We start from the raw sequence: 25,416 nt of genomic DNA, 5'->3' as shown, positions 1-25,416 counted from the left end.
CCGACGCTGCGCCCGCACCGCATCGCGGTCGGCCTGTACGACACGGTGGGCGAGGGTGCGCAGGCGGTGGTGCGGCGGGTGCGGCGTATCGAGATCGATATCGATGGCCCGCTGACCGAGGTCCCCGAGCTCGTCGGGGTGGCCCAGCCGGATCTGCTGCTGCTCAACGACGACGATCTGAGCTACGCGAAGATCCGTCTCGATGACCGTTCTCTCGCGACGGTCACGGAGCATCTGGGTGGGGTGGAGGATTCGTTGGCGCGGGCGCTGCTCTGGGGCAGTGTCTGGGACGCGACCCGGGATGCCGAGTTCCCGGCGTCCCGCTTCATCGACCTGGTACTCGCCCACATCGGCGCCGAAGACGCGTCGACGACGCTCCGCACCCTGCTGAACCAGCTGCTCCTGGCGTCCGAGAGCTACGTCTCCCCCGCCCGGCGCACCGCGACCCTGGAGCGGGTCGCCGACGCGCTCTGGCAGTTGGCGGCCGACGCGGACCCCGCTTCCGACCGGCAGTTCCAGTTCGTCCGCGCCTTCGCGCAGCTCGCCGCGACCCCCGATCAGCTCGATATCGTCCTCGCGCTGCTCGACGGCACCGCTCCGCTCGACGGACTCGACATCGACACCGACCTCGGCTGGGAGCTGCTCATCGCCCTCGCCGCGGGCGGCCGCGCGACCCGCGAGGAGATCGAGGCCGCGCTGGCCGACGACCGCACCGCCACCGGCGAGCAGTCTGCAGCGCACGCGCGAGCGGCGCTCCCCGCCCCCGACGACAAGGCCGCGGCCTGGGCTTCGGTGTTCGACGCGAGCACGGCGTCCAACCTCATCGTGCGCGCCACGGCGATCGGGTTCACCCGGGCCGCCGACCTCGCCCTGCTCGAGCCGTTCGTCACCCGGTACTTCGACTCGATCTCGGACATCTGGGGCTCGCGCAGCCACGCGATCGCCGAGGAGCTCGTCGAGGGCTTCTTCCCGTCGCCCCTCGCCGACGAGCGCCTGCGCGCGGCGACCGCCGCCTGGCTCGACGCCTCCCCCGATGCTCCGGCAGCCCTGCGCCGCCTCGTCTCCGAGCACCTGTCGGGCGTCGAGCGGGCGCTCGCGGCGCAGACCGCCGACGCGGAGGTGTAGATGCTGCAGACGGCCGAGAACACCGCGGGCGCGGCGATCCAGGACTTCCTGAAGACCTACGACGTGCCGCTCAACATCGTGCTGATCGTCGTCCTCGCGATCCTCGCGAACTGGATCCTGCGCAAGCTGCTCATGCGCGCAGTCAATCAGATCGTGCGCGGGGTCAAGAAGGCGCAGGACGTCGACACGACCTCGGAGATCCAGGCCGCGCCGTACGTGAACGCGCGGGCCGTGCAGCGCACGCGCACGCTCGGCACCGTCGGCCGAGTGGTCATCACCTGGGTGATCGTGCTGACCGCGGTGGTGCTGATCCTCAGCAGCTTGGGGGTCAACCTCACCGCGGTCCTCGCCTCGGCCGGCGTGATCGCGGCGGGCCTCGCCTTCGGCGCGCAGAACATCGTGAAGGACGTGCTCAACGGCATCTTCATGGTGTTCGAGGACCAGCTCGGCATCGGCGACGTGGTCACCATCGGCACGGTCAACGGCACCGTCGAGGACGTCGGGATCCGGGTCACCCGGGTTCGCGCCATGGACGGCACGCTCTGGTTTGTGCGCAACGGAGAGATCCTGACCCTCGGCAACGCCTCGCAGGGCTGGGGTCGGGCGCTCATCGACGTGACCGTCGCCGCCGACCAGGACCTCAGCCACGTCTCCGAGGTGACGCTCGAAGCCGCCCGTGCGCTGCTCCACTCCGAGAAGTTCGCCCGCAAGGTCACCGGCGAGCCCGAGATCCTCGGCCTCGAGAGCGTCTTCGGCGACCGCGCCACCCTGCGCCTCGCGGTGCGCACGCGCCCGGAGGCCCAGTGGGAGGTCCAGCGCGGCATCCGCGCCGAGATCCGCCGTCGCTTCGCTGCCGAGGGTATCCAGCTCTCCGATCAGCTCCCCAATCCCCCCGGAGGCGCCAAATGAGCGAACAACCGAGCCTCGCCGGACAGACCGATCCCCCGACGCCGCGCCTCACGCTTCGCTCCGCGGAGCAGGGCGCAGCGGTCACCGACACGGTCTGGGGTCAGATCGGCGGGAGCGAGACCTTCGAGCGCATCGTTCGCAGCTTCTACCGCGGGGTGCGAGAGGATCCGGTGCTCGCGCCCATGTACCCGCAGGACGACTGGGACGGCGCCATCCGCAGGCTCCAGCTCTTCCTGGAGCAGTACTGGGGCGGCCCGACCACATACTCCGAGGAGCGCGGACACCCGCGCCTGCGCATGCGGCACGCGCCGTTCCCCGTCACCCCCGATGCGCGCGACCGCTGGCTCGCGCACATGAACGCCGCGCTCGACGAGGCCGCGCTCCCTCCGCTGCACGATGCCGCACTGCGCGACTACGTCGAGCGGGCCGCGTTCGCAATGGTCAACCGCTTCGAGTAACCCGACGGAAGTCACGTTTCGGTCTCGTCTTTTGCGGTCCGCGCCGGTCGGAGGTAGCGTGGCACCCGTCTGGACACGCTCAACGGCGAGAGTGGCCAGACCTCTTCTCGGCCGAGCGGTCTCACGATCCGCTCCCTCACGATCCGCTTCCCTGCGATCGGAAACCGCCGTTCCTGCGTGTCCGACCTCCAACGGCGGATCCCCGGAGCCTACGATGCATGGACGACGACCTGAGGAGGCGCCATCATGCAGCTCGGACTCCACTTCCGTCTGAACGACGAGAAGGCGGCGCAAGTGCTCGAGGCCGCCGGAGACGATGCGGCGCTGCGCACCGTTCTCGCCGAGCTCGAGGAGAACGAGGCCGAGTTCTCGCGCGCCTGCGAGACTGACAAGGCGTGGGACCCGATCGCCTGCGCGATCGCGCCCGCGGGCGCCGACGACGCCTGGCCCGCGCGCGGCGTGATCGGCGGTGCCCGAGAACTGCAGGACGACGACGACGAGTCACTGATCACGCATCTGAACCCCGGCGAAGCCGCCGAGGTGGCCGACTATCTCGACGAACTGAGCGACGAGGAGTTCTCGGAGGCGTACCGCGCCATGCCCGAGGAGCTCCGCAACCCCGAGTACGGCGACGACGAGGAAGCGTACGCGCTCGGCTGGCTCGACGAGCTGCGCGCCTTCTTCGCCGCGGCCCGCGCCGAACGCCGGCACGTCATCTTCACCGTCTGGCACTGAACCCGCGGAGCCGCCGTGCGGCGGTGCGCGGTCGATGACACGGAGGCGTCATCGACCGCGCCACGGTCAGCGCGCGGCGAGCACCGCCTCGCGCTGCTCGGGAGACAAGCGCTTGACCGCTTCGCGAATCGTGAGGCCCGAAGCGCGGGACGCACGAGGCAGGATCCAGTCGAAGACCAGCTCCGGACGCTTCCGCGAGGTATCGCGCAGCACCCAGCCGATGGCCTTCCGGATGAAGAACTCGCGCTCCTCCAGCATGCCGTCCGCGTAGCGGCCGAAGCGGTCGAAGTCCCCGCCGCCGGCGCGCAGCGCTTCGAGGTGGGCGAGCAGCACCGAGCGGCGGATCCAGAAGTCCGGATCCGCCGCCCAGCGGTCGAGCGTTCCGACGAGGCCGGGATCGCGCTCGACGAGCGGGCCCAGCACGGATCCCGCGAGCACGTCCACGAGCGCCCAGGTGCGCGATTCCCGGATGAGTCGTTCCAGCAGCGGAACGTCCTCGCTGCCGAGCAGGCCGACCGAGGCGACCAGCACCTCGACCGCTGCGGCCCGGCGCTCGTACACCGGGACCGACCAGAGCTCGGCCACCAGCGCAGTCGCATCGCCGCGGTCCAACCCCGCCCCGCGCAGCGCCCGCTTGACGACCGAACGGACCATCGGCACCGGGACCCCGTAATGCTCCAGCTCGCTCTTCAGATAGGCGCGCTCCTGGTCCGCCCGGCCGGGAACGGATCGTTCGCGCAGTTCCGCGTCGATGCGCGCCGCCAGGTCCTTCGGATCGGTCATGAGGACATCCTATGGATCAGGAACGCCCGCGCCGCACCCCGCCGAGCACCACGGTCGCCAGCACGAACGCCGCACTGACGAGCGCCGGCCCGGCCGGTCCCGCGAAACTCAGTGCCGCTCCACCGGCTGCGGGACCGATCACCGCGCCGACGTTCAACGCCGCGGTCGCGAAGGAACCCCCGAGGCTCGGAGCGGCCTCGGCGGCTCCGACCACCCGGGCGACGAGCACGCTCCCCGCGCAGAATGAGAGCGCACCCAGCGGAAGCACCAGCGCCCAGACCGCGGGCGCGCTGTGCAGCGTCGTAGCGAGCACGACCCAACCGAGCAGCAGCCCCGGCACCGCGATTCGGATCAACGGTCCGCCAGAGCGGTCGCCGAGCCGACCGGCCAGGAGCACGCCGACGAGGGATCCCGCGCCGAACAGCGCGAGCACCGCAGGAACCGCACCGCGCGGCATCCCCGCTCCGTCGACGACGATGGGCGCGAGGTAGGTGAACGAGCAGAACGTCGCTCCGTTCACGAGCGCCGCGAGCAGGATGTATCGGCGCAGCTCGGGGCGACGCAGCGCCGCGAGCTCGTCGCGCAGTGCGGGCGCGGGACGCCGGGCGTCCGGCTTCGGGACGGCGGCCGGGCCGTGTGGTCCACCCGCGACCGCAGTGGGCACCGTGAGCAGGATCCCGATGAGCGCGGGAAGGCACAGCCCTGCCACGGCCCAGAGCGCGGAACGCCATCCGAACGCGTCGCCGATGACCGCACCCGCGGGAACGCCCGCGATGAGCGCGACCGTGGTACCGCCGAGGATGATCGCCAGCGCGCGGGTCCGCGAGTTCGGAGGAACCGCGCGTGCCACGGTCGAGAGCGTCACCGCGAGGAAGCCGGCGTTCGCGAGCGCCGCCAGCACCCGGGTCACGAACAGCGTCTCGAAGTCGCCCGCGCACGCACCGACGGCGTGCGCGGCGATGAACAGCAGGAGGAAACCGCTGAGCGTCCAGCGCGGTGGGAGTCGCCGCGCCAGCACGGCCATGGTGGGAGCGCCGACGACCATGCCGAGCGCGAATCCGGAGGTCAGGAGGCCGGCGGCCCCCACCGAGACGCCGAGATCGGTCGCGATCCCGGGCAGCAGACCCGAGAGCATGAATTCGGAGGTGCCCTGCGCGAAGACGGCGAGGGCGAGGAGATATACCAGGAACGGCATGTGAGTGAGTGTCTTTCCGAGAGGAGGCGAACGTGGGTTCGTTCGGCGCTCTCGGCAGCGCGAGACGGCTGCGCGCGCATTCCGCGCGGATCAGCGCGCGGAATGCGGGATGCGGTGTCGGAGGCTCGGGCTACCGGTGCGCCGGCAGCCCTGCTCTGTCCGATTCGGGAAGACTCATCTCGTTCAGCCTACGGCCACGGGCGCACTGCCGTCGCATCACCGTCCTCGCGCGGTGCCCGGGCGAGACCCAGGTCCGCGAGCGCGAGGATCGCTCGCCCGGGATGCTCAGCGATGCGGTTGAGTACGTACAGCCACCACTCGGGCCCGTACACCACGTATTCCCGGGTGACGAAGCCCTCCGCCGCCAGCCCGTCGAGCAGCTCGACGCCGAGTCCCTGCAACGCCTCGAACTCGACGTGCTCGCCGCGCAGCTCCGCACCGAGATCCGTGCGGAGCCCACTGACCAGATCCGCGTCGTGCGTCGCAATGCGCACGGGGTGCCCCGCGCGCACGAGCGCGGCGACAGCGGTCCGGTACGCCTGCAGCATCGGTGCCGAGTCGCGCGGGAACGCCACGCCCTCCGGTTCGAGGAACGCGCCCTTCACCACGCGGACCGGGCCCGGGCGACGCACGACGCGTGCGAGATCGCTGGGCGTTCGGTGCAGCCGCGCCTGGAGCGTGATGCCGGTCTCAGGGAAATCGTGCGACAGCCGTTCCCAGAGGTCGAGCACCAGGTCGGTCCGGTCGGATCCCTCGGCGGAGATCAGCACCGAGGTACCCGCCTCGCGTGCCGCCAGCGCGATACGGCTCGCGTTCTCCAGTCCGAGTCGGGCCGAGACCAGGGCTCCGATGTGCGAGAGGTCGAAGCAGATGGTTGCCGGTCGCTCTTCCGCGGCGAGACCCGCCGCCAGATCGACCAGACGCCGCGTCTCGCGCGCGGCCGTGCTGCGGCTCCGCACCGACTCCCCCACGAGCTCGACGCTGCCAAGGTGCCCACGTGCGGCATTGGCACCGAGCAGCGCGATCGCGTCCGCCGCGGTATCGCCGGCGATGTATCTGGCGGCGACGCGACGCAGGGCACGCGCAAGATCCGGTATGTCCAGCGCGCGCTGCTTGAGTCGCTCGTCCAACGCGAGCGATCGAAGGGTGTCGGAAGCGGACTGCAGCGTTTCGGGCGAGAGCATCACGAACCGATCCTCGACGAGCCGCGCGCCTCCGTCTTGAACGGGATTGCGCGGAGCTACGCCCGATAGCTCCCCGGTGTGCTCGCGACGTGGGAGCGGAAGACCCGGTGGAAGTGGCTCTGGTCCGCGAAGCCGAGCTCGGCGGCGACACCCGCGAGCGTGCCGCCTTCACGCAGCAGTCTTCGGGCGGCGTTGACCCGATGATCGTGACGCCAGGAGGTCGGCGTCAGTCCCGTGGTCCGCTTCATGGCACGGATCAGCTGGAATCGACTCATCCCTGCGAGTTCGGCGAGCTCGTCGAGCGTCGGCACCGTCTCGTCATCGCGGAGCCGCGCGATCACCGCCCGCAACCGCGTGCTCGTCTCCGGGTCGGAGACCGGCGCCTCCCGGTGCAGCGGTACGGCTCGCGCGCATCGGCGCAGACCGTTCCGCAGCTCGTCGCCGATGCGAGCCGGATCCGGGACTCCGCCCGCGAACAAGCGCTCGTTGAGCGCATCGAATCGCCGGTGCAGCCCGGGAACCCGGAACACCGAGATGGCTCCGAGCAGCCGCTCCGTCTCCCCTGCCTCCGGGCCGGCCGCGCCGAGCAGCCGCCGGATCCAGGTCTGGTCCGCGTGGATCATCTGGTACTCCCAGCGTCCGCCCTCGGGGTTGCAGGCGTGCACGTGCCCTGCGGGGATGCAGAGCACATCGCCCGACCGGAGCTCGACGGCCCGGCCGCTCGCACCGGTGAAGCTCGACTCGCCGGCGTCGATCAGGCCGATCGAGAAGCGGTCGTGCGTGTGCGGCCGGTAGCAGGCGACCTCGCGGCAGGACCGTCGCGATTCCAGCTGCGGAAGCGCGTCGCTGCGCCAGAACTCGGCGGTCATGAGGAACCCTCGATGCCTCCGAACGCGTCCCGCTCCCGCAGCGCGACCACATGGGCGCGCTGCACGCTCGTGATGGTCTCGAGGAACCGCCGGACCGCTTCGAGCTCTTCCGTTGCGAAGCTCTCGGCGACGACCGCCGTGGACTCCGCGATGTGCGGGCCGATGAGCTCCCAGATCCGCCGGCCCGCGGTCGGGGTGAGCCTGACGATCAGCCGCCGCCCGTCCTCCGGATGGCGGGATCGCGAGACGTACCCGGCGTGCGCCAACCGGTCGAGCATCGTCGTCACGCTCCCCGAGGTGAGCGCCAGGCGATCCGCGATCTCGCGAGGGGTCAGCCCGTCGTCCCCCGAGTCCGCGAGCGCCTCGAGGCAGCGCTGGTCGGTGCGGTTCACCCCGAGGAGCCGAGCGGTCTCGCGGTCGAAATCGTCGACGGTCGATTGATAGTGCTGGATGGCCGGACCGAGCGCCGCGAGAGATTCAGGGATATTCCTTGACAATCAAGATACCTCCGCTTCATGATTGCTTGAACATCAAGCTATCTCATCTGCGGCCCGGCGTCCACGCCGACGCCCGATTCATGGAGGACCCCATCATGCACGCGCTCATCATCGGCGGCGGCATCGCCGGCCCCGTCCTCGCGGTCGCCCTCAGCCGGGTCGGTATCGACTCGACCGTCTTCGAACGGGGAAGCCGCGACGACGATCGACGAGGCGCCTGGATCACCTTCCAGGCCAACGGCATGGATGCCCTGCGCGCCATCGGAATGGCGGAGTCCGTCGAAGCGCTCGGGTACCCCGTCGATCGCATCGGCTTCGTGAACGGATCCGGGCGCTCGCTGGGCGGCATGCCCATGGCCGCGCGGCGACTCGACGGGCAGGCATCGGTGGTGATGCCGCGTGCCGAGCTGTACCGGGCGCTCTCCGACCGGGCCGCGCAACAGGGCGTCCGAGTGGAATACGACCGGGAGTTCGTCGGAGCCGAGCGCACCGCGACGGGCGTACGTGCACGATTCGCCGACGGCACGACGGCCGAGGGCGACATCCTGATCGGCGCGGACGGGATCCACTCTCGAGTCCGGCAGACGATCGATCCGGCGGCCGCGCCTCCGCGCTACGTCCCCGTCCTCAACATCGGCGGCTTCATCCCGGGCCTCGCGGTCGATGCCCCCGACCAGGAATTCGTCATGCAGTTCGGCAGCCGCTGCTTCTTCGCCTGGATGCGGACGCCCGACGGCGGCACGATCTGGTTCGCGAATCCCCCGATGCGCCGTGAGCCGGCCCGGGGTGCGCTCTCCGCGATGAGCGACGCGGAATGGCGCGGGTGGCTGCGCGACCTCATGCGGGGCGACGCCGGACCGTCCGCCGAGATCCTCGAGGCAGCGCCCGCGCCGCTCACCGGATGGGCCACCTACGACATGCCCGTCGTGCGGAACTGGCACGACGGCGCCGGCCGCATGGTGCTGATCGGTGACGCAGCGCACGCGACCTCCCCCGCGGCGGGCCAAGGGGCGGCGATGTCGATCGAGGACGCCGTCGTACTCGCGCAGTGCCTGCGCGATTGCCCGGACACCGGCACCGCCTTCAGCCGTTTCGTCGAGCTGCGCCGAGCCCGCGTGGAACGGATCGTCGAGCACGGTCGCCGGAGCTCGGCGCGGAAGGCGGCGGGGCCGATCGGGCGGCTCGTGCGAGACACGATGATGCCGATGATCTTCCGTCGCGCGGCGCGCGACGGCGGGGAATCCATGATGTGGTTGCAGGGCCACCACATCGACTTCGACGCGCCGGTCTTCGACCCTTCGGCGGCCACGAAATGAGACCGTCGGACGGCCGACCGCTCACTGCAGTTCGGCGAAGAGCCGCATCACTTCCGGTCCCATCTCCAGCTGGGTGAGCACGACCCGGAACGAGCCGTCGGGATCCACGAAGAAGTCGGTGCCGAGCCCGCCCGACCAGCCGAAGCGACCGGCGTTCGGTCCCTCCGTCAGCACCGAGACCCCGAAACCCCATCCCGTGCCATCCCAGAACCCGGGGAAGAAGCTGTCGTCGGCTTTGCTGCGCTCGGGAACCTGATCCGTGCGCATACTGACGAGCATCTCGGGTGCGAGGAACGACCGCCCCTCGTGGCGGCCGCGGTCCGCGAGCATCCGCGCGAACGCCGCGAAATCGGCCGCCGTCGAGACGAGCTCGGAGTGGCTGAGATCGAAGGGAGCCGGAGCGGCCGAAAGCCCGCCGGCCGCCGGTTCGACCTCGACGAGCGAACCGTCGGCGACGCGCCGCACGGCCGCGGGCAGCCGATGCGCCTGCTCGCGCGGCACGCTGAATCCGGTGTCGACCATGCCGAGCGGTTCGAAGAGCTCGCGCCGCAGGTGCGCATCCAGGCCGCCGGTCGCCCGCGACAGGAGGATCCCGAGGATGCCGAAGGAGTGGTGGTACCGCCAGCCCTCCCCCGGGTGGAAGGCGAGCGGCAGCGACGCGATCGCGCGCAGCCAATCCTCCGCGCCGATGGCGAGCGGCTCCTGACCGGCTTCGACCCCCGCCTCCGCCATGGCCGCCCCCAACGGGCACGGCACCGTCATCACCCCGTACCCGGAGGTGTTCGTGAGCAGATGCCGGACCGTGATCGGACGCTCGGCGGGCACCGTGTCGTCGAGTTCCGCGTTCGGCTCGCGCAGCACCCGACGGTCGGCGAGCTCGGGCAGCCACCGCTCCACCGGGTCGTCGAGTCCCAGACGCCCCTGCTGCACCAACCGCAGCGTCGCGACCGCGAGCACGGACTTCGTCATCGACTGGATGCGCACGATCGCGTCGGCGGGCAGCGCCCCGACCGCCACCGTTTCGAGGGTGCCGTCGGCAGCACCGTCGACGCCGACGAGTCCGGGGAACACCCCCTCGGCCGCGTGCCGTTCCAATACCGATCGCAGCGATTCCGTCATGCGTCGATTCAAGCGGCAGCGGCAGCCGGTGTCCACCGATCCGGTGCGGTGCACCGGGGATCCTCAGAACAGTCGGCTCCCGCGGACCTCGTCCGGCTCCTCGAGCTCCAGCAGGATCTGCTTCCGTCGCAGCCCGCCGCCGAACCCGGTGAGCTTGCCCCCGGCGCCGACCACGCGATGGCACGGGATCATGATGCTGACGGGGTTGCGCCCCACGGCCTGCCCCACCAGCTGCGATAGCGAACGATCACCGAGGCCGATGGCGATGTCGCCGTAGGTGACCCGCTCGCCGTAGGGGATCTCGCGCAGCCGCGCCCAGATCTGCTCCTGCATCGCATCGCCCGCGGTCACCGCGGGAACTTCGAAGACGCGTCGTTCCCCGGCGAAGTACTCGGCGAGCTCCCGGGCCGCCTGCGCGAACACCGGATCGGATCCGGCACCGACCCGGGAACCCAGTCCGTCCAGCGACGGAGTGAAGCGGTACCCCTCGAAGTACAGGCCGGCCAGCGCATCGCCGTCCGCGATCAGGAGGAGCGAGTCCACCTTCGAATCGATCACCGTATGCCGAATACTCATGCGTCGACGCTCCTTCCGCTCGCGCGGGTCCATCTTCTCGCACTGCAGACGTACGGGAGGTGCGGAACGTGAGATCGACGGTGCAACGGACATCGTTGCGAGAGGATTGTCGACGTGAGTCTCACGAAATGTCCTCCCGCACCGTCTGCAGTGCGATGAACACGAAACAGCCGTTCGAAGCCGTGGTCGAGCTCCACAGCACCACCGTGCTGCGCGTCTGCCGGTCGCTGCTCGGGATCCACGACGCCGATGATGCCTGGTCGGAGACCTTTCTCGCGGCGATGCGGGCCTACCCGGACCTGCCCGAGACCGCGAACGTCGAGGCCTGGCTCGTCACCATCGCCCGCCGCAAGTCCATCGACGTGCATCGGGCGAGCAAACGGAATCCGTTGCCCGTCGAGGAACTCCCCGAAGCGCCGACGGGGCTCGGAGTGCCCGGCGCCGACGACACCGATCTGTGGCGGGCGGTCGGCGGGCTCCCGCCCAAGCAGCGCCAGGCGATCACCTTCCGATATCTGGTCGGGATGCCCTACGCCGAGATCGCCGCGATCCTCGGCGGAACCGTCGAAGCCGCACGCAGAGCGGCCGCCGACGGACTCAAGAACCTCAGAAGAACCTATCCGGGCACGAACACGGAAGGAGCACGATCATGAACGACATCCGAAACGATGACAGCATCACCGCCCTGACGGCACCCGTCACCCCCGACAAGCTCGCCGAGCTGCACCGGCGGCTGGAGGCCTCGGCACAGTCCGAGGGGCTCCTCGACGTCGCCTACCGCATCGTCGACAGCCCGCTCGGCAAGCTACTGCTCGCCTCCACCCCGCGGGGACTGGTCCGCGTCGCCTTCGCGACCGAGGACCACGACCGAGTGCTGGAGCATCTCGCCGCCAAGGTCAGTCCGCGCGTGCTGCGCGCACCGAAGCGGCTCGACACCGCGGCCCGCGAGCTCGACGAGTACTTCGAGCGCAGGCGGAGGACCTTCGACCTCGCACTCGACCTCTCGCTCTCCAAGGGATTCCGCCAGCTCGTGCAGCAGCACCTGCCCAAGATCGACTACGGGCAGACCCGCAGCTACAAGCAGATGGCCGAAATGGTCGGGAACCCGAAGGCGGTCCGCGCCGTCGGCACCGCCTGCGCCACCAACCCGCTGCCCGTCGTGGTCCCCTGCCACCGCGTGCTCCGCACCGACGGCACGCTCGGCGGCTATATCGGCGGGCTCGAGGCCAAAACCGCCCTGCTCGAGATGGAACGGTCGGCATGACCGAGCTCTTCGAGTTCCCCTCCGAGCCGGAGCGCCCGTCGGAACTCGCCGATGGCGCGATCCACGTGCCCGGCTGGCTGACGCTCGAACAGCAGGCGTGGATCGTCGGTCGGTTCCGCACCTGGACGGCGGGCCCGGTCCCGATCCGCGCTGCGAAAGTGCGCGGACACGAGATGTCGGTGCGCACCGTCTGCCTCGGCTGGCACTGGCAGCCCTACCGGTACACGCGCGAAGCCACCGACGTGAACGGGCAGCGCGTCCTCCCCTTCCCCGACTGGATGGTCCGGCTCGGGCGACGCGCGCTGCGCGAGGCCGGCTACCCCGACCACCAGGTCTCCGCGTACACCCCGGATACCGCGCTCGCGAACTTCTACGACGAGAGCGCACGGATGGGGATGCACCAGGATCGGGACGAGCAGACGCTCGCCCCCATCGTCTCGCTGTCGATCGGCGACGCCTGCACCTTCCGATTCGGCAACACCGAGCACCGCAACCGGCCCTACACCGACTTGCGGCTCCGTTCCGGCGACCTGTTCGTGTTCGGAGGAGCCTCTCGGCTGGCCTACCACGGCGTCACCCGAGTCCACCCGTTCACGGCACCGGACGGCTGCGGACTCGACGGCGCCGACGGACGGAGCGCCGGCCGGATCAACATCACCATGCGCATGACCGGCCTCGACGGCTGAGACGAACGGAGAGACATGATCGGAACGCACGAGGATCCCGGAGTCGTGATCGGTGACGACGGGCTCGCCCGACCCGCTTGGGCATCCGTCGATCCGCTGCTGCGCGAGTACTACGACACCGAGTGGGGCATGCCCGTCACCGACGAACGCGGCGTCTTCGAGCGCGTCTCGCTCGAGGGATTCCAGGCCGGTCTCTCCTGGGCGACGATCCTGCGCAAGCGTCCCGCGTTCCGCACCGCCTTCGACGGTTTCGATCCGGATCTGATCGCGGCGTACGGCGATCAGGACGTCGAACGCCTCCTCGCCGATGCGGGGATCGTGCGCAACCGGCAGAAGATCCTCGCCGCCATCGGCAACGCGCGCGCCACGATCGCGCTGCGGGAGGACGTGGGCCTGCCGGCGCTGATCTGGTCGTTCCAACCCGATGAGACCCCGCGGCCGCGGCGCTTCGAGGAGATCCCGACGACCTCGCCCGAGTCCGTCGCCCTCTCGAAGGAGCTCCGACGCCGCGGCTTCGCCTTCGTCGGGCCGACGACGATGTTCGCCCTCATGGAGGCGATCGGGATCATCGACACCCACCTGATCGGTTCGCACCGCCGAGGCAGCTCGGGGGTCTGGCCCGCTCAGTAGCGGCTGGACGCGGCGGTCAGCGCCTCGGCGAAGGAGCGATGCCTGGTCGAGCGATCGCCGTCCTGCAGACCGCTCACCTGCCAGTACTGCCCGGTGCGGACGACCTCGGCGATGCGGGTGCCCCGCATCGAGACGGCGATGTGCGACCTGAGCAGGCGAATCGCGAGGAAGGTCTCACCGCCCACCTCGAACTCGGCCCCGTTCGGAACGCCGAATCCGCCGGCGATCCGCTCAGGCACGCCGGTACTCGGCGGTGATCGGGCACTCGAACGGATCCCGCGCCGCGAGCCCGACCCGGTTGAGGTAGGCGATCACGATCGCGTAGGACCGCCAGAGCGAGGTCTCCGTGTACGGGACGCCCAGCGTACGGCAGTGCTCGCGGACGATGGTTCGCGCCCGTGCCAGGTGCGGGCGCGCCATGCTCGGGAACAGGTGGTGCTCCACCTGATAGTTGAGGCCGCCCATGAGCCAGGTCGCCCACCAGCCGCCCCGGATGTTGCGCGAGGTGCGCACCTGCTTCGTGAAGAAGTCGAGTTTCGCGTCGTGCGCGATCACCGGCATGCCCTTGTGATTGGGGGCAAACGAGGCGCCCATGTAGACGCCGAACACCGCGAGCTGCACCCCCATGAACGCGCAGGCCATGCCGAACGGGAGCAGGAGGAACACGGGCACGAGGATCAGCGCGAAGCGAGCGGCGATGATGCCGATCTCGATCCAGCGCCCCCGCACCGGTTCGCGGCTCGCGAGATGCCCGAAACTCTGCCGGTGCAGGTTCAGCCCCTCCAGGGTGAGCAGCGGGAAGAACAGCCAGCCCTGGCGCTTCGTCAGCATGCGGCGGAACCCGCGGGCCTCGACCGCGTCCTCCTCGAGGAAGGAGATCGTGTCGACCTCGATGTCGGGATCCTTGCCGACCCGATTGGGGTTCGAGTGGTGCCGCGAGTGCTTCGAATCCCACCACGAGTAGCTCATGCCGATCGCACCGGCGAGGATCCGGGCGAGCCGGTCGTTCGCCGGACCCGTCGCCAGGATCTGCCGGTGCGCCGCCTCGTGCGCGAGGAACGCGATCTGGGTGAAGATGATGCCGAGCGCGGCGGCGATGAGCAGCTGGTACCAGGTGTCGCCCAGCAGGATGAAGCCCGTGATCGCCCCGCCCAGAGCGAGCAGCAGCGCGGTTCCGACGGCCAGGTAGAACCACGGGGCGCGGCGCAGGAGCCCGGACTCGCGCACGACCTGGGAGACCCGGGTGTAGGCCTTCGCGATCGGCGGGAAGTCCCCGGCCTTCGCGCGCGTCGGCCGGAGCGGGCCGGGCCCGTCGAGTGTGCGGGGAGCAGTCGATGACACGATCGGCACCTGTCTCGTAATGAACTACCGGTCGCGGCAACTCAGGTGAAGCCACAGGCGGTCGCCGATCGCTTCCCTCACCGTAGCCGACGAACCATGCCGGCAGCTGTACATTGCGCAGAACCCTCCGCACCGGGCGGCGGTTCGGCGGTGGCTAGCCGACGGATCCGTTCGGGCACTGCTGCAGCACCCAGCTCCGGGCCGCGTCGAAAGCGGACCCGTCCTGGGGATCCGCCGGATGATCGGGTGGGATCGTCCCCTCGTGGAAGTTGCCGTCGCGATCGCCCATCAGCGCGAAGGACAACGTGACCTCGGCGCCATCGGGAAGCAGGAAGCCGCCGTTGACCGTCGTGTATCCGGCGCTCTCCGAGCCGAAGGTCGCGGTCCTCGTCTGCCCGGCGAAGGCGACCAGCACCATCTCGGCCGCGCTCGCAGACCGCGTCGACTGCACGATCGCGACCGGTCGCCCCGCCAGTTTGGTCGGCGCACCCGGGAGCGCCGGGGCGATCACGAGCCCGGGCAGGCCGAGCTGATCGAGCGCGCCGAACCGTCCCGCGAACACGGGCAGGCCGTCCCACCGCCGACCGTCCCAGCTCAGGGAGGTCCCGCTGACGCGGACCGCGCTCGCGCGGCCGTCGCGCGTGCGGAACTGCTCGACCGTGCCGTCGTCGAGCAGCGGGCTCGCCGCGAGGATCATGGCCCAGCCCAGGCCTCCGTCGTTCTGCCCCACGTCGACGACCCACCCGCACGCGGAGCGGGCCTGTGCGGAGTCGAAGATCTCGCTCGCCGCTCGGAGGTACCGATCCTGGTCATCCGCGTGGACGCTGGAGAAGCCCGGGATCGTCAGGATGCCGAGCCGCCCGTCGTACCGCACGGTCGGGGTCGTGCGGGACCACGGGACATCGGGCTGTGTCGCGGAGGTGGTCTGCACGGGCGTCGAGAAGTGGCTGTGGTGCCCGCCCGCGGCGCGACTCAGGCGGCTCAGTGCGGCGTAGGTATCGGAGGGAACTTCGGCCGCGCGCAGCACGGGGAGCTCCTCCGCGAGCGCCTCGTCCCATTCGGGGGTGCCGACGTAATAGCCGCCCTGCAGCCCGGCGAGCGCCCGGTCGACGTACGCGCGGACCCCGGAATCGCCGACCGGTGCGGCGGCGGCGATGCTCAGCAGCATCACGCCCCCGACGATCGCGGCCGTCATCGATCGCCGGGCCTTCCGTCTCATGCCGACGGCGCTCCGGTGAACTCGATGCTGGCGAGGATCCGTTCGCGCAGCTGCGTCGCTTCGGCATCGGCGAGGCTCACCGGGGTCTCGATCTGGACCGACCACTGCCGGTCGCCATGGATCCCGCCGACCCAGTAGGAGCGGAGCTCAGCGCCCACCGCCTCGGCCGCCCAAGCCTCGGCCCCGTCGATGGTCCGGTTCTCGAGACGGGTCGGCCGGGGGTCGTACGTCGACACTTCGATGGAGGCTCGCGCGTAGGCGTCGAGGTCGTTCTGCACCGACTGCAGTTCGCTCGCGGTGACGGTCGCCGGGTATCCGTCGTCGAGCACCGCCGTCGCGGACGCCGTCAACCGAGTCGAAACGGGGAGCCAGCGAAGGTCCTCGGTGACGCGCAGCGTCAGAACCGGGATCTCGACCGCCGCGCCGCGCGCCGGCTCGACGCTCGGCGCTTGCGACGTCGTCGGAGCCGACTCGCTCGGCGCCGTGCGCGTCGTGGACGGCTTCGGCGCATCCCCCGCATCGGTGCAGCCGGCGACTCCCCCGATCAGCAGGAGCGCGCTCAGCAGGATGCCGGTTCGGGTGTAAGGGTGTCGCACGGGAGCTCCCTCGCTGCGGTCGGCGGCTTTCGAAGGATTCTCTCACGTCCGACGAGACCAGTACGAGGGATCGTATGCGTCGTCATTCCTGACTCGGAGCTTCCGGCGCGCAACGCTGCGGCCGGAGCGCCAGCGAGGAAGGCCCGGGCGGAACCGACTTCCTGGTCGATCGGAACGCTCGGATCAGGTGTGGTGCCCCCGGCAGGATTCGAACCTGCGACCAACGGATTAGAAGGCCGTTGCTCTATCCACTGAGCTACGGAGGCGGGTACTTCGAGGGTACACGGCGAGACCTTGCGGGCTCGCGAGAAGACCGGACAGCCTCAGAGAGGCGGCCCGGTCTGCGTGCTCGGCCACCGGCCGATCACCCGCGAAGCATTCCGGGGACCGCGCCGTGCGCGGACCCCGGCACGTGCTTACAGCGCGCGGATGTTGGTGGCCTGCGGGCCCTTCTGACCCTGCTCGGTCTCGAACTCGACCTTCTGGTCCTCGACCAGGTCGCGACGGCCGCTGCCCTGGATCGCGCTGAAGTGCGCGAAGACGTCGGCGGAGCCGTCGTCGGGTGCGATGAAGCCGTAGCCCTTTTCGGAGTTGAACCATTTGACGGTGCCAGTGGCCATAACGTCTTTCCTTCGGTTGTTCTGGATCACTCGTGGTGATCCGTGTGACCGCCGCGACGGCGTCGCTGCGGAGCTTCTTATCTTTCCGGATTCTGCCCGGATGTGCCACCTCAAGCCGTACGGATTATCGGTGGGCGTTCTCCCGCCGTTGCCGTCCGGTGACCCGGAGGCCGGACGCGATGAGACGGCGCACGAGTTCGTGACCGCTCACGGAGACAGCGCCCGCGGCGATGAGCCGCGCGTGCGACTCCTCGGGTACATCGTAGTGGTCGAGGTCGAATCCGCGGGCAGGAATGCCGTTCGCCGCGGCGAAATCGTGCAGTTCCTCGACCGAGGCATCGCTCACGAGGTGGGACCAGAGCCGCCCGTGCGCCGGCCAGGCCGGGGGGTCGATCAGCACGGTCATACGTTCGATCCTACGCGCCTCGGAGCGACTAGGCTTGTGCGGTGCCCCGCGATTCGAAGACCCGACTCCCGTTCGAGGTCTGGGCCCTCGTCGCCGGCGGGTTCACGGTCGCGCTCGGCTACGGCGTGGTCGCTCCGACGATCCCGCAGTACGCGCACGCCTTCGGCGTGACGAACCTCGCTGCGTCCGCCATCGTCAGCGCGTTCGCGCTCATGCGCCTCGTCTCCGCACCGCTGGCGGGCTGGGTCGTGGGCCGCCTCGGCGAACGGCGCACCTATTCGACGGGCATCCTCATCGTCGCCCTCTCGACGGGTGCCTGCGCCCTCGCGAACAGCTATCCGCAGCTCCTGGTGCTGCGCGCCGCCGGCGGCATCGGATCGACGATGTTCACGGTCGCGGCGACCGCGCTGCTCATCAAGGTGAGCCCCGTGCAGGCCCGAGGGCGGGTCGCGAGCGTCAACGCCGCCGGGTTCCTGCTCGGCACGCTGCTGGGCCCCGTGCTCGGCGCGCTGGTCGCGGGCTTTGGTCTGCGCGCCCCCTTCGTCTTCTACTTCGCCACGCTCGTGATCGCCGCCGCCGTGGTCTGGTTCGCGCTCCGCCGATCCACGATCGTCGGGCGGCGCGACGGCGCCGACGCCGAGCCCCCGCTCCGCTTCGGCGAGGCCCTGCGGATCCCGAGCTACCGGACGCTCCTCGCCTCCGTGTTCGCGTTCGGCTGGTCGTCCTTCGGCGTGCGCGTCTCGGTGGTCCCGCTGCTCGTCGCAGCGACGTTCCCGGGGCAGCCCGCGCTCGCCGGCTGGGTGCTCGCGGCGTACGCGGCGGGCAACGCGATCCTGATCTTCCCCTCCGGCCGGTGGAACGACCGGTTCGGACGCCGCCCGCTGCTCATCACCGGCATGGCGGTCACCGCCCTCGGGTACGCGGCGCTGCCGGCCGCGCAGTCGATCTGGGTGACGCTCGGGATCATGCTGATCGCGGGCGCGGGATCCGCGCTCGTGAACCCTGGGCAGCAGGCCGTACTGGCCGATGTCGTCGGCAAGCGGCGCGGCGGCGGCGTGGTCGCCGGCTACTCGATGGCGAGCGACCTGGGCGGCGTCCTGGGCCCCCTCGTCGCGGGCGCGATCGTCGACGCGGCGGGCTTCGACTGGGCCTTCGCGGTCACCGCCGCGCTGCTCGCGCTCGCCGCCCTCGCCTGGTCCCTCACTCCCGTCGCCGGGAGTTCGGCCGCTCGTGACCGGAACGTCAGCAGCACCGGGTAGGCTGCGGCCATGCAGGCCTCCTCGACTCCCCCCGCTGCGCCCGTTCCCGCCGTCTCCGCCCTCGGCGACACCGACGGCGAACCACGCGTCGCCATCGTCTCGGGCGCCGGCTCCCCCGACGGCATCGGCTTCGCCGTCGCCCGCCGGCTCGTGCAGTCCGGGTACCGCGTCGTCGTCGGCGCCACCACCGACCGCATCGAGCAGCGCACGGCGGAGCTCCGGGCGCTGATCGCGCCCCGCCCGACCCCGCGACGCGCGCGTCAGACCGACCTCGGGCGCGCGAGCACCCCCGTCGCGATCGGCGTCGTGGCCGACCTCACCGAGGCCGAGGGCGCGCAGCGCATGGTCGACGCGGCGATCGAGACCTACGGCCGCATCGACGCGGTCGTCAACAACGCGGGCATGACCTCGGTCTCCGACCCTCAGGATCCCCAGTCGATCGACGGGCTCGACCTGGCCGGCTGGGAGCACGCGCTGACGCGCAACCTCACGACGGCCTACCTGCTCACCCGGGCCGCGATCCCGCACCTCGCGGCAGCGCCGCACGGGCGCATCGTCACCGTCTCATCGGTGTCGGGGCCGCTGCTCGCCTACCGCGGCGACGTCGGCTATCACGCGGCCAAGGCCGGCCTCGTCGGACTCACCCGCTCGCTCGCGGTCGACCTCGCCTCCAGCGGCACCACGTCGAACGCCGTTGCTCCGGGCTGGATCCGCACGGGCTCCGCGACGGAGCACGAGAACCGCATGGGCGATGCGACGCCGCTCGGCCGCTCGGGCACCCCCGACGAGGTCGCGGCCGTCGTCGAGTTCCTCGCGTCACCGGGCGCGTCGTACGTCACGGGCCAGGTGCTCGTCGTCGACGGCGGCAACGCCATTCAGGACGAGAAGGGGCTCTAGCCCTCGAGGTCGTCGATGCCCGGGGTCCAGCTGAGTCCCGGGCGACCCCAGCCGTTCTTGCGGAGCGCCTTCTGCGCACCCTTGCTCTCGGGGTGCAGCAGACGGTCGACGTAGAGCAGGCCGTTCAGGTGGTCGAACTCATGCTGCAGAATCCGCGCGAACCAGCCGCTGGCCTCGATCTCGAACGGCTTGCCGTCGATGTCCTGAGCGCGTAGCAGCGCGCGCGGCGATCGACGCAGCGCGAAGCGCTCCCCCGGGAACGACAGGCAGCCCTCGATCTCGTCGTCGCCGGGCAGTCCCGGCTCGAGCGGTGCGATCCACAGCTCGGGGTTGATCGCGACGCCCTGCTCGGGAGCCTCGTCCTGATCGTCGTACATCCAGACGAAGAGGCGCTTGCCGACTCCCACCTGGGGGCCCGCGAGGCCGACTCCCGGCGCGGCGACGGTGGTCTCGTACATGTCGTCGACCAGGGTGCGCAGCGACGCATCGAACTCGGTGATGGGCTCGGCGGGGCGGTGCAGCACGGGCTCGCCGCTGATCAGGATGGGAAGAACTGCCATGGATCCAAGCCTATCGACGCGCGCGCTCGGGACTGTGCGAGAATGGGCGTCGGTGTTTTTGCACCGCGTTCAACAACATTGACAGGATCCCCGCGCATGCGTCCCGCTCCCTCACGCCTCGTCACGACGGCCCTCGCCGCCATCGCCGTCACCGCACTGACCCTCCCGCTCGCAGCGTGCAGCGGATCCGGCACGGCCGCCGCGCCGCGCTCCGGCCCCGCCGACACGCTCGTCTACGCCACCGGCGACGCCGAGCCCACGTGCCTCGACCCGCACGTCGGCGGCAACTTCCCGCAGGCGCTGCTCGGTTCGCAGGTACTCGAATCGCTCGTCGGCCTCGACGAGAAGCGCGAGATCGTGCCCTGGCTCGCCGAGAAGTGGCAGCAGAGCTCCGACGGCCTCACCTGGGACTTCACGCTCAAGCCCGGACTGACCTTCACCGACGGCACACCGGTCGACGCCGCCGCCGTCAAGGCGAACATCGAGCACCTCCAGGATCCGAAGACCGCGTCGTCCACCGGCTACCTGGCCGTGCAGCAGGTGAAGCGCGTGGAGGTCGTCTCCCCCACGGTCGCGCGGTTCCACCTCGTACGCCCCGACGCCGCGCTCCTCGAGTCCCTCGCGCAGCCCTGGGTCGCGATCGAGTCGCCGAAGGGGATCGCGCGCGGCCAGGAGGCGAACTGCCTCGCCCCCGTGGGCACCGGTCCGTTCACCGTCGCCAAGTGGAGCAAGCAGGATCGAGTCGAGCTGACCCGCAACCCCGACTACCGCTCCGCCCCGCAGGGCACCGAACTGCCCCCGAAGGACGCGGTGCAGAAGGTCACCTGGCGCTTCATCCCCGACGCGACCTCGCGCTACGCGGCGCTGCAGAGCGGCGAGGTCGACGTGATCGACAACCCGCTCCCCGACCAGATCTCGCAGGTCGAGAAGGGCGGCGCCATCGCGCACCTGAACGCGCCGCGCCCCGGGGCCAGCAACCGTATCGAGCTGAACACCGGCCAGGCCCCCTTCGACGACGAACGCGTGCGCAAGGCGTTCATCGCGTCCGTGAACGTGAACGCCGCCGTCGAGTCCCTCTTCGACGGCACCGCCGAGCGCTCCGCCAGCGCGCTGTCGAGCGTCGAGCCCCTCGCCCTGCAGTCGAAGAGCGCGTATGTGTACAACCCCCGCGTCGCGAACGATCTGCTCGACGAGGCCGGCTGGACGAAGCGCGACGCCGACGGCGTGCGCACCAAGGACGGCAAGCGCCTCGAGGTCCGGTTCCCCGTCAGCACCGACCAGTCGGTGCCCGCCGAGCAGGCGCTGTTCCAGCAGCTGCAGGCCGGCGCGAAGGAGGCCGGCTTCGACGTCAAGATCTCGCTGCTCGACCTGTCGAGCTGGTACGGCGCGCTCGGCGCCCACGAGTACGAACTGGTCAGCGCGCCTTACACCAAGATCGGCCCCGACGTGCTGCGGTTCCTCTACCACAGCGACGCCACGGTGCCGGCTCCGAGCGGCTACTTCGCGAACCACGCGATGATCAAGGATCCGGAACTCGACCGCCAGCTCGACATCATCGGCACCGACAGCGATCCGACGCAGCGCGCGGCGGCGGCCAAGGCCGCGCAGGAGCGCATCGCGCAGCTCTCGATCATCCTGCCGCTCTACGACCAGCAGAACCACTTCCTCTACCGCTCCGACCTGCGCGGCTTCCGCGCTCTGCCGACGGTCAGCACCCCCGTGCTCGCCGACGCCGTCGTGGGCGCGAAGTAGCGGGGATACGATTCCCCGGTGAGCACGAGCGCGGCGCGACCGCCGCATCCGACCCTCCGCCGAGCCGCGATCGCGCTCGGCGGAGCGGTCGCCGTGCTCTTCACCGTCGCGACCCTCGCGTTCCTGGCGCTCCAGCTGCTGCCCGGCGACTCCGCCGAAGCCGCCGTAGGCGGCCCCGGCAGCCAGGCCAGCGCGGAGGCGCTGGCCGCCGCTCGCGCGCAGTACGGCCTGGATCGCCCGATCGTCGTCCAGTACCTGGACTTCCTCGGCCGCCTGCTCCGAGGCGACCTCGGCACGTCGTACGCGCAGAAGATCCCGGTGACCGATGTGCTGGCGCACGCGCTGCCCCCGACGCTCGCGCTGGCCGCGACGGCGCTCCTGGGCGCCTGGGTGCTCGCGTTCCTGAGCCTGCTCATCGCGAGCGGCCGGTCCCGCGTCGCGCGCGCCACCGCCTCCGCGCTCGATCTCGTCGCGGCGGCGATGCCGAACTTCTGGCTCGCGAGCCTGCTCGTGCTGCTCTTCGCCGGCACCCTCGGATGGCTCCCGGCGGTGAGCACGGGCGGCCCCTCCGGCCTCGTGCTCCCCGCGCTCGCGCTGGCGATCCCGACGGCTGGCTTCATCGCGCAGGTGTGCCGCAGCGGTATCGACGACGCCCGCTCGGCACCCTTCATCGACAGCGCCCGCGCCCGCGGCGAGACGCGGCTCGGCCTGCGCTTCCGCCACGTGCTCCGCCACGGGATCGTCCCCGGCCTCACGCTGACGGGATGGGCGCTCGGCTCGCTGCTCGGCGGGGCGGCGGTGATCGAGGTGATCTTCGCCCGGCCCGGGCTCGGACGCACCCTCGTCAGCGCGGTGCTCGCCCGCGACGTCCCGGTGGTCCTCGGCGGCGTGCTGGTCAGCGCGCTCGCCTACGTGGTCGTGACCCTGGTCACGGATCTGCTGGTCGCGCGCCTCGATCCGCGCACCGAGGGCCGGATCGAGGCGATGGCCCGTGTCTGAGTTCCGCCGTCCGCGCGCGAGCGCAGTCGAGATCGCGGCCTGGATCGTCGCCGCCGCGCTGCTCCTCGCCGTCGCGGTCCCCGATCTGCTCGCCCCGCACGATCCCCTCGCCATCGCACCTGATCAGGCGTTCCTCCCGCCCGGCGGCGTGCATCCCCTCGGCACCGACGAGTCCGGCCGCGACATCCTCAGTCGAGTGATCTTCGGAGCCCGGGACTCGCTGCTCATCGGTCTCGCCGCCACCGCGGCCGGCCTCGGCCTCGGCCTGGTGCTCGGCGGCCTCGCCGGGGGCAGCGCGAGGCGCGGCATGGCCCCGCTGCGCTTCGCCGCCGATCGGATCATCGAAGCGCTTTTCTCGTTCCCGGGACTGCTGCTCGCGCTCCTCATCATCGCGATCCGCGGCCCCGGAGTCTCCTCGGTCGTGATCGCGGTCGCCCTCGGCACCGCCCCCGGGTACGCGCGGATGGTCCGTGGCGGCATCCGCTCCGCCATCGGATCCGCCCCCGTCGAGGCGGCCCGGTCGCAGGGCGATCGCGCGCTGCGCGTCTGGTCGACGCTCATCCTCCCCGAGGCGATGCGTCCGGTCGTCGTGCTGGTGGCGCTCGGCATCGGCCACGCCGTGATCCTCTCGGCCGCGCTCGGCTTCCTGGGCCTCGGCAGCCCGCCGCCCGCGCCCGAGTGGGGCTCGATGCTCAACGCCGGGCGCCCCTATCTCGTGCGCGCCTGGTGGCTGACCGTGTTCCCCGGCGCCTGCATCATGCTCACCGGGCTCGCGGCGACCGTGCTCGGCCGCGCGCTCGACCGCCGCGGGGGGTTCCGATGACCGCTCGCGACGCCGAGGTCCTGGCCGCGATCACCGATCTCACCGTCCGCTTCCCCTCGCAGGATCGCGCCGCCGTCGACCGGGTCTCGCTCGAGGTCCGCTCCGGCGAGGTCGTCGCGCTCGTCGGCGAGTCCGGATCCGGCAAGTCGCTGACCGGCCGCGCACTGCTCGACCTGCTGCCGCCGCTCGCGCGGGCGTCCTGGAGCGCGCGCCGGATCGCGGGCACCGCGGGGCCCGCGGTCGCGGCTCCCGAACGCGATGCCAGCGCCTGGGCCCGCCTCCGCGGTTCGGCGGTGGCACTCGTGCCCCAGGACGCGCTCGGCGCGCTCGATCCGCTGCGCCGCATCGAGTACGAGACCGGGGATGCGCTGCGGCTGCACCGGGGCTCCGGCCGCGCGGAGCGCCGCGGGCCGGTCGTCGACGCGCTCGTCTCCGCGGGGATCCCGGACGCCGAGGAGCGGCTGCCGCAGCGCAGCGACGAACTCTCGGGCGGGCTCCGCCAGCGCGTGCTGCTGGCGTCCGCCACCATCGCCGACCCGCGCTTCGTCGTCGCGGACGAACCGACGACCGCCCTCGACGCCGCCTACCGGGACCGCGTGCTCACCGCGCTCCGCGCCCGGGCCGATGCGGGTGCCGGTGTGCTCCTGGTCACCCACGATCTCGGCAGCGTGCGCGCCGTCGCCGACCGGGTGCTCGTGATGCGCGACGGACGGGTGATCGAGTCGGGCACGCCCGAGGAGGTGCTCGGCACCCCGCGTCACGCGTTCACCCGCGAACTGCTCGATGCGTCCCCTGAGCGCGCACCGCGCGGCACCCGCCTGCTGGGGCGGAACAGGGACGCGTCCTCGGGGATCCGCGCGGCGGGGCCCGACGAGTCCCCGATCCTCGAGCTCGCCGAGGTCTCGGTCGCGCTCGGCCGGCGCTCGGTGCTGCACCGCGCCTCGCTCGCGGTCCGCGATGGCGAGACCGTCGGACTCGTGGGTCCCTCCGGCTCCGGCAAGACCACCCTGCTCCGTGTCGCGCTCGGGCTGCTGCGCCCGGACGCCGGCGCTGCGCGCGTCGACGGCGCGTCCTGGGCCGCCGCACGCCCGCGCGAACGGCGCGCGCTGCACCAGCGCCTCGCACTCGTCCCGCAGGATCCCCTGGCGTCGTTCCCCCTCGGAGCGGACGGGCTCGCGATCCTGCGCGATGCCCTGCGCGCCGCCGGCGTCGAGCGCGGGTTGCGCCGGGGGCGTGCCCTGGGCCTGGCCGACGAGGTGGGGCTCCCCGCATCCGCACTGGCGCGCCCCGCCGCCGATCTCTCGGGGGGCCAGCGGCAGCGCCTCGCCATCGCCCGGGCGCTCGCCCGCTCGCCCCGGATCCTGCTGCTCGACGAACCGGTCTCGGCGTTGGACCTCACCGTGCAGGCACGGGTGCTCGACCTCCTCGACGACGTGCAGGCGGAGCGCGGCACCGCGATGCTGTTCGTGTCGCACGACCGGGCCGTGATCGATCACATGAGCGATCGGATCCTGCGTGTGGAGCCCGACGGTTCCCTCGGCGGGGCCGCCGCGTCCGCCCGTCGGTAGACTTGGCTCGTCCGTCCGCAGAACCGAGGA

General features: G+C 71.2%; 29 protein-coding genes and 1 tRNA gene. 15 read left to right on the top strand and 15 right to left on the bottom strand.

What is annotated here, in order from left to right:
* The 4 genes from ABD169_RS09220 to ABD169_RS09205 form a co-directional block, all read left to right on the top strand.
* The coding region (locus ABD169_RS09220; RefSeq protein WP_344031596.1) for an ERAP1-like C-terminal domain-containing protein at positions 1-1,125 on the top strand (1,125 nt) is incomplete at its 5' end.
* Positions 1,126-2,034, top strand: coding sequence for a mechanosensitive ion channel family protein (locus tag ABD169_RS09215; protein WP_046455986.1), 909 nt, complete (start codon positions 1,126-1,128; stop codon positions 2,032-2,034).
* Positions 2,031-2,492 carry a globin gene (locus ABD169_RS09210; protein ID WP_344031594.1) on the top strand — a complete coding sequence of 154 codons (462 nt, stop codon included), beginning with the start codon at positions 2,031-2,033 and terminating at the stop codon, positions 2,490-2,492. Before ABD169_RS09215 ends, ABD169_RS09210 begins: the two co-directional genes overlap by 4 nt.
* Positions 2,493-2,738: 246 nt before the next feature.
* Positions 2,739-3,227 carry a DUF1877 family protein gene (locus tag ABD169_RS09205; protein WP_344031592.1) on the top strand — a complete coding sequence of 163 codons (489 nt, stop codon included), beginning with the start codon at positions 2,739-2,741 and terminating at the stop codon, positions 3,225-3,227.
* Between the two features lie 66 nt (positions 3,228-3,293).
* On the opposite strand, the gene ABD169_RS09200 is transcribed toward ABD169_RS09205, so the two are convergent.
* From ABD169_RS09200 to ABD169_RS09180, 5 genes are all read right to left on the bottom strand, one after another.
* The gene (locus tag ABD169_RS09200; RefSeq protein WP_344031590.1) at positions 3,294-4,010 is read right to left on the bottom strand and encodes a DNA alkylation repair protein; all 717 of its coding nucleotides are present in this window, start codon (positions 4,008-4,010) and stop codon (positions 3,294-3,296) included.
* A gap of 16 nt (positions 4,011-4,026) precedes the next feature.
* Entirely contained in the window at positions 4,027-5,205 is a 1,179-nt protein-coding gene (locus ABD169_RS09195) for a Cmx/CmrA family chloramphenicol efflux MFS transporter (protein ID WP_344031588.1), read from the bottom strand.
* A 188-nt stretch (positions 5,206-5,393) separates the two neighbouring features.
* Positions 5,394-6,389 (bottom strand): proline dehydrogenase family protein, encoded by a 996-nt coding sequence (locus tag ABD169_RS09190; RefSeq protein ID WP_344031586.1) that lies wholly within the window; start codon positions 6,387-6,389, stop codon positions 5,394-5,396.
* 56 nt (positions 6,390-6,445) lie between these two features.
* Positions 6,446-7,258 carry a helix-turn-helix transcriptional regulator gene (locus ABD169_RS09185; RefSeq protein WP_344031584.1) on the bottom strand — a complete coding sequence of 271 codons (813 nt, stop codon included), beginning with the start codon at positions 7,256-7,258 and terminating at the stop codon, positions 6,446-6,448.
* Complete coding sequence (locus ABD169_RS09180; RefSeq protein ID WP_344031582.1) at positions 7,255-7,650, bottom strand: MarR family transcriptional regulator; 396 nt, start codon at positions 7,648-7,650, stop codon at positions 7,255-7,257. Before ABD169_RS09180 ends, ABD169_RS09185 begins: the two co-directional genes overlap by 4 nt.
* 200 nt (positions 7,651-7,850) lie before the next feature.
* Between ABD169_RS09180 and ABD169_RS09175 the strand changes: the two genes are divergently transcribed.
* Complete coding sequence (locus tag ABD169_RS09175) at positions 7,851-9,071, top strand: FAD-dependent oxidoreductase (protein ID WP_344031580.1); 1,221 nt, start codon at positions 7,851-7,853, stop codon at positions 9,069-9,071.
* A 21-nt stretch (positions 9,072-9,092) separates the two neighbouring features.
* Here the strand turns inward: ABD169_RS09175 and ABD169_RS09170 are convergent, their stop codons facing one another.
* Together ABD169_RS09170 and ABD169_RS09165 are read right to left on the bottom strand one after the other, a co-directional pair.
* A complete protein-coding gene (locus ABD169_RS09170) occupies positions 9,093-10,190 on the bottom strand; it encodes a serine hydrolase domain-containing protein (RefSeq protein WP_344031578.1) in 1,098 nt (365 codons plus the stop codon).
* 63 nt (positions 10,191-10,253) lie between these two features.
* The gene (locus ABD169_RS09165) at positions 10,254-10,766 is read right to left on the bottom strand and encodes a methylated-DNA--[protein]-cysteine S-methyltransferase (RefSeq protein WP_344031576.1); all 513 of its coding nucleotides are present in this window, start codon (positions 10,764-10,766) and stop codon (positions 10,254-10,256) included.
* Positions 10,767-10,894: 128 nt separating this feature from the next.
* On the opposite strand from ABD169_RS09165, the gene ABD169_RS09160 reads away from it, so the two are divergent.
* The 4 genes from ABD169_RS09160 to ABD169_RS09145 are packed head-to-tail and all read left to right on the top strand — an operon-like array spanning position 10,895 to position 13,346.
* The gene (locus ABD169_RS09160) at positions 10,895-11,419 is read left to right on the top strand and encodes an RNA polymerase sigma factor (protein ID WP_344031574.1); all 525 of its coding nucleotides are present in this window, start codon (positions 10,895-10,897) and stop codon (positions 11,417-11,419) included.
* A complete protein-coding gene (locus tag ABD169_RS09155; RefSeq protein WP_344031572.1) occupies positions 11,416-12,030 on the top strand; it encodes a methylated-DNA--[protein]-cysteine S-methyltransferase in 615 nt (204 codons plus the stop codon). Before ABD169_RS09160 ends, ABD169_RS09155 begins: the two co-directional genes overlap by 4 nt.
* Positions 12,027-12,716, top strand: a complete 690-nt coding sequence (locus ABD169_RS09150; RefSeq protein ID WP_046455995.1) for an alpha-ketoglutarate-dependent dioxygenase AlkB family protein — start codon at positions 12,027-12,029, stop codon at positions 12,714-12,716. The genes ABD169_RS09155 and ABD169_RS09150 overlap by 4 nt, the downstream gene beginning before the upstream one ends.
* A gap of 15 nt (positions 12,717-12,731) precedes the next feature.
* On the top strand, positions 12,732-13,346 hold the full coding sequence (locus tag ABD169_RS09145) for a DNA-3-methyladenine glycosylase I (RefSeq protein WP_344031570.1): 615 nt from the start codon (positions 12,732-12,734) through the stop codon (positions 13,344-13,346).
* Here ABD169_RS09145 and ABD169_RS09140 read toward each other — a convergent pair.
* The 7 genes from ABD169_RS09140 to ABD169_RS09110 all read right to left on the bottom strand — a co-directional run bounded on the left by ABD169_RS09140 (position 13,340) and on the right by ABD169_RS09110 (position 17,528).
* A complete protein-coding gene (locus ABD169_RS09140) occupies positions 13,340-13,585 on the bottom strand; it encodes a hypothetical protein (protein WP_344031568.1) in 246 nt (81 codons plus the stop codon). The two genes, ABD169_RS09145 and ABD169_RS09140, sit on opposite strands and share 7 nt — an antisense overlap.
* The gene (locus tag ABD169_RS09135; protein ID WP_425560965.1) at positions 13,578-14,708 is read right to left on the bottom strand and encodes a fatty acid desaturase family protein; all 1,131 of its coding nucleotides are present in this window, start codon (positions 14,706-14,708) and stop codon (positions 13,578-13,580) included. Before ABD169_RS09135 ends, ABD169_RS09140 begins: the two co-directional genes overlap by 8 nt.
* Before the next feature lie 133 nt (positions 14,709-14,841).
* Positions 14,842-15,882: a S41 family peptidase gene (locus ABD169_RS09130; RefSeq protein ID WP_344031566.1), complete on the bottom strand. Its 1,041-nt coding sequence runs from the start codon at positions 15,880-15,882 to the stop codon at positions 14,842-14,844.
* Between the two features lie 20 nt (positions 15,883-15,902).
* Positions 15,903-16,502: a hypothetical protein gene (locus ABD169_RS09125; protein WP_344031564.1), complete on the bottom strand. Its 600-nt coding sequence runs from the start codon at positions 16,500-16,502 to the stop codon at positions 15,903-15,905.
* 190 nt (positions 16,503-16,692) lie between these two features.
* A tRNA-Arg gene (locus ABD169_RS09120) sits at positions 16,693-16,768 on the bottom strand.
* A gap of 150 nt (positions 16,769-16,918) precedes the next feature.
* Entirely contained in the window at positions 16,919-17,122 is a 204-nt protein-coding gene (locus tag ABD169_RS09115) for a cold-shock protein (protein ID WP_046456000.1), read from the bottom strand.
* A 124-nt stretch (positions 17,123-17,246) separates the two neighbouring features.
* Positions 17,247-17,528: a DUF4031 domain-containing protein gene (locus tag ABD169_RS09110; protein WP_099725163.1), complete on the bottom strand. Its 282-nt coding sequence runs from the start codon at positions 17,526-17,528 to the stop codon at positions 17,247-17,249.
* Between the two features lie 41 nt (positions 17,529-17,569).
* On the opposite strand from ABD169_RS09110, the gene ABD169_RS09105 reads away from it, so the two are divergent.
* Positions 17,570-18,787, top strand: coding sequence for an MFS transporter (locus ABD169_RS09105; RefSeq protein WP_344031561.1), 1,218 nt, complete (start codon positions 17,570-17,572; stop codon positions 18,785-18,787).
* Positions 18,788-18,796: 9 nt separating this feature from the next.
* Positions 18,797-19,684 carry an SDR family NAD(P)-dependent oxidoreductase gene (locus tag ABD169_RS09100; protein WP_344031559.1) on the top strand — a complete coding sequence of 296 codons (888 nt, stop codon included), beginning with the start codon at positions 18,797-18,799 and terminating at the stop codon, positions 19,682-19,684.
* On the opposite strand, the gene def is transcribed toward ABD169_RS09100, so the two are convergent.
* Entirely contained in the window at positions 19,681-20,244 is a 564-nt protein-coding gene (def, locus tag ABD169_RS09095; RefSeq protein WP_046456003.1) for a peptide deformylase, read from the bottom strand. The genes ABD169_RS09100 and def overlap by 4 nt on opposite strands.
* A gap of 96 nt (positions 20,245-20,340) precedes the next feature.
* Here def and ABD169_RS09090 point away from each other — a divergent pair, with 96 nt between their 5' ends.
* The 4 genes from ABD169_RS09090 to ABD169_RS09075 are packed head-to-tail and all read left to right on the top strand — an operon-like array spanning position 20,341 to position 25,386.
* Entirely contained in the window at positions 20,341-21,996 is a 1,656-nt protein-coding gene (locus ABD169_RS09090; protein WP_344031557.1) for an ABC transporter substrate-binding protein, read from the top strand.
* Between the two features lie 18 nt (positions 21,997-22,014).
* The gene (locus ABD169_RS09085; protein ID WP_344031555.1) at positions 22,015-22,995 is read left to right on the top strand and encodes an ABC transporter permease; all 981 of its coding nucleotides are present in this window, start codon (positions 22,015-22,017) and stop codon (positions 22,993-22,995) included.
* Entirely contained in the window at positions 22,988-23,818 is an 831-nt protein-coding gene (locus tag ABD169_RS09080) for an ABC transporter permease (RefSeq protein WP_344031553.1), read from the top strand. Before ABD169_RS09085 ends, ABD169_RS09080 begins: the two co-directional genes overlap by 8 nt.
* A complete protein-coding gene (locus tag ABD169_RS09075) occupies positions 23,815-25,386 on the top strand; it encodes an ATP-binding cassette domain-containing protein (RefSeq protein ID WP_344031551.1) in 1,572 nt (523 codons plus the stop codon). The genes ABD169_RS09080 and ABD169_RS09075 overlap by 4 nt, the downstream gene beginning before the upstream one ends.
* Positions 25,387-25,416: the final 30 nt, after the last annotated feature.

The organism is Leucobacter iarius (assembly GCF_039530105.1).
Lineage (GTDB): Bacteria > Actinomycetota > Actinomycetes > Actinomycetales > Microbacteriaceae > Leucobacter > Leucobacter iarius.
The sequence above is the reverse complement of the archived record's forward strand: the minus strand, read 5'-3'. Positions and strand labels throughout refer to the sequence as shown.

What these genes read in the sequence shown, in the direction of transcription:
- ABD169_RS09150 (WP_046455995.1), top strand. Translation starts at nt 12,027, where the DNA reads ATGACCGAGCTCTTCGAGTTCCCCTCCGAGCCGGAGCGCCCGTCGGAA.
- ABD169_RS09205 (WP_344031592.1), top strand. Translation starts at nt 2,739, where the DNA reads ATGCAGCTCGGACTCCACTTCCGTCTGAACGACGAGAAGGCGGCGCAA.
- ABD169_RS09100 (WP_344031559.1), top strand. Translation starts at nt 18,797, where the DNA reads ATGCAGGCCTCCTCGACTCCCCCCGCTGCGCCCGTTCCCGCCGTCTCC.
- ABD169_RS09170 (WP_344031578.1), bottom strand. Translation starts at nt 10,190, where the DNA reads ATGACGGAATCGCTGCGATCGGTATTGGAACGGCACGCGGCCGAGGGG.
- ABD169_RS09210 (WP_344031594.1), top strand. Translation starts at nt 2,031, where the DNA reads ATGAGCGAACAACCGAGCCTCGCCGGACAGACCGATCCCCCGACGCCG.
- ABD169_RS09175 (WP_344031580.1), top strand. Translation starts at nt 7,851, where the DNA reads ATGCACGCGCTCATCATCGGCGGCGGCATCGCCGGCCCCGTCCTCGCG.
- ABD169_RS09195 (WP_344031588.1), bottom strand. Translation starts at nt 5,205, where the DNA reads ATGCCGTTCCTGGTATATCTCCTCGCCCTCGCCGTCTTCGCGCAGGGC.
- ABD169_RS09190 (WP_344031586.1), bottom strand. Translation starts at nt 6,389, where the DNA reads ATGCTCTCGCCCGAAACGCTGCAGTCCGCTTCCGACACCCTTCGATCG.
- ABD169_RS09215 (WP_046455986.1), top strand. Translation starts at nt 1,126, where the DNA reads ATGCTGCAGACGGCCGAGAACACCGCGGGCGCGGCGATCCAGGACTTC.
- ABD169_RS09165 (WP_344031576.1), bottom strand. Translation starts at nt 10,766, where the DNA reads ATGAGTATTCGGCATACGGTGATCGATTCGAAGGTGGACTCGCTCCTC.
- ABD169_RS09160 (WP_344031574.1), top strand. Translation starts at nt 10,895, where the DNA reads ATGTCCTCCCGCACCGTCTGCAGTGCGATGAACACGAAACAGCCGTTC.
- ABD169_RS09185 (WP_344031584.1), bottom strand. Translation starts at nt 7,258, where the DNA reads ATGACCGCCGAGTTCTGGCGCAGCGACGCGCTTCCGCAGCTGGAATCG.
- ABD169_RS09075 (WP_344031551.1), top strand. Translation starts at nt 23,815, where the DNA reads ATGACCGCTCGCGACGCCGAGGTCCTGGCCGCGATCACCGATCTCACC.
- ABD169_RS09090 (WP_344031557.1), top strand. Translation starts at nt 20,341, where the DNA reads ATGCGTCCCGCTCCCTCACGCCTCGTCACGACGGCCCTCGCCGCCATC.
- ABD169_RS09145 (WP_344031570.1), top strand. Translation starts at nt 12,732, where the DNA reads ATGATCGGAACGCACGAGGATCCCGGAGTCGTGATCGGTGACGACGGG.
- def (WP_046456003.1), bottom strand. Translation starts at nt 20,244, where the DNA reads ATGGCAGTTCTTCCCATCCTGATCAGCGGCGAGCCCGTGCTGCACCGC.
- ABD169_RS09155 (WP_344031572.1), top strand. Translation starts at nt 11,416, where the DNA reads ATGAACGACATCCGAAACGATGACAGCATCACCGCCCTGACGGCACCC.
- ABD169_RS09115 (WP_046456000.1), bottom strand. Translation starts at nt 17,122, where the DNA reads ATGGCCACTGGCACCGTCAAATGGTTCAACTCCGAAAAGGGCTACGGC.
- ABD169_RS09200 (WP_344031590.1), bottom strand. Translation starts at nt 4,010, where the DNA reads ATGACCGATCCGAAGGACCTGGCGGCGCGCATCGACGCGGAACTGCGC.
- ABD169_RS09130 (WP_344031566.1), bottom strand. Translation starts at nt 15,882, where the DNA reads ATGACGGCCGCGATCGTCGGGGGCGTGATGCTGCTGAGCATCGCCGCC.
- ABD169_RS09110 (WP_099725163.1), bottom strand. Translation starts at nt 17,528, where the DNA reads ATGACCGTGCTGATCGACCCCCCGGCCTGGCCGGCGCACGGGCGGCTC.